Source organism: Candidatus Marinimicrobia bacterium CG08_land_8_20_14_0_20_45_22 (assembly GCA_002774355.1).
Lineage (GTDB): Bacteria > Fidelibacterota > UBA2242 > UBA2242 > UBA2242 > 0-14-0-20-45-22.
Genome location: PEYN01000162.1, coordinates 1 through 1,031 on the forward strand (window position 1 = coordinate 1; position 1,031 = coordinate 1,031).

Sequence of the window (1,031 nt, forward strand, 5' to 3'; positions counted from 1 at the left end):
AAACATTCAGCCGGTCAAAAAGTTTGTAACTGGCGCCGATGACACCACGAAAAGCCATTTCGGTCTTGACATCATTCCCGTAAGTAATCGATTTGTCAGGGGACAAATAATCGCTCTTCAGTACCACTTCGATTTCATATTTGTCTTGTATGTTGGAAAAACCGATCAACTGAGCCGAACCGCCGATTGTCAGATTTTTCAAAGGACAAATCGCCGCGCCAAACGCGATATTTTTCAAATTGCCAACATTATATATCCGATTATAACCGACGAGTGGATCGCGATTGTACGTTCCGCTGACCGCCGCTCCACGAACTTCTTCATCATAATCGACATGTCGGGCGTGCGACTGGTCAATTCGGCAGGCGAGAAATAACCGATTGAACAGACGAACATTCAAGCCAGCAGTCGCGGAAGGGTACATACCTTTACTGACGACATAAACATTGTCGGCAAGGAAATCACCAAAAGAATCCACGACAGGAAACGACCGCTTTTCTGAAGTGCTCAAACTAAAAATGTTTCCATCGAAGTTCGCATGTTTTGCGTCGGTCTCAGCCAATAGCGCCGGATTCGATAGCAGAGAAGCGGACGATCCCGCTCCTCCCCATTGCGAAAATCCCAGTGCGGTCTGCCGGGCGAAAATTCCTTCCGGAACATCATCAACGATCGGGCTAAAATAACTTTGAGCCGTCGCGACTTGAATGGAAAATAGAGCGATGAAGATCACGCTTTTTTTCAAAGTAATTGTATTGTTTCTGCTGATTGTCATATCTTAAAACCTGTAATCGAGTTGTATTCTAAAATCCGAATAAAATATCTGGGTTGACGGATCGTCAACGACAGGGTTGTCTTTCACTAAACCTACGTCGTTTCTGCCGTTAATAATATTTGTCATTGGTTCGTGCAGATCAAAACTGTACTTCATCCGCAGAGAAATGTTCTGCGAGAGTCTTGAAAAAATAGTCAGCCAACCGTGCAGAGATTGCGTAGTGGTATTAAAAACGCGGAAATCAGTGTCCTCGAAATTC

General features: G+C 44.6%; 2 protein-coding genes. Both read right to left on the reverse strand.

Going from position 1 to position 1,031, the window contains the following annotated elements:
• The coding region (locus tag COT43_09490) for a hypothetical protein (protein PIS27637.1) at positions 1–772 on the reverse strand (772 nt) is incomplete at its 3' end.
• A gap of 3 nt (positions 773–775) precedes the next feature.
• A partial coding sequence (locus COT43_09495) for a hypothetical protein (protein PIS27638.1) occupies positions 776–1,031 on the reverse strand: 256 nt, incomplete at its 5' end.